This is a genomic window from Vibrio sp. 1288 (assembly GCF_033344475.1).
On the sequence record NZ_JAWPOX010000859.1, the window covers coordinates 1 to 581 of the forward strand.

1 protein-coding gene is annotated in these 581 nt (G+C 38.4%); it reads left to right on the forward strand.

The genetic code is table 11. The features are described 5' to 3' along the window. Positions 1–379: 379 nt before the first annotated feature. On the forward strand, positions 380–581 hold a 202-nt coding region (locus R8O11_RS29765), incomplete at its 3' end, for a carbonic anhydrase (RefSeq protein WP_318195198.1).

The following is a 581-nucleotide window of genomic DNA, read 5'->3' on the forward strand; positions in this document are numbered from 1 at the left end:
GAACGCCAACGCCAAAGGGAGAGAAATAATGGCCGTGGTCACCCCGCCAAATATATCCCCTTTGAAATTGATATCTTTAAAACGACTACCGAACACCGTTTAGCTCCCTGCATTAATTTCAAAATTAAATAAGTAAAATGTCATTACTTTAACGAGGAATGTGAAAAATTAAACCATAAATAAATTATGGCTTAATTCGTTATCTAATAAGCGGTCTGAATTGTACGAATTTATTTCCAAGAACACGTCAGATGAGTCCTGTCTGACGCATATTTAACGGGATCGAAATTGTAACATTGTGTATAGTTACAACACTGATCGCTTGATATGTTTCAATTGCGATGAGTGCTTTTGTCATTTAAGGGAAGTAGTTTGCAAGATGCCGGAAATTAAACAGTTATTTGAGAATAATTCAAAATGGTCGGAAGAAATCAAATCTGATCGTCCTGAATATTTCGCTAAGCTCGCCGAAGGCCAAAAGCCTGATTTTCTTTGGATTGGCTGCTCCGATAGTCGAGTACCCGCAGAACGATTAACCGGCCTTTACTCCGGTGAATTATTTGTTCACCGCAATGTTGCAA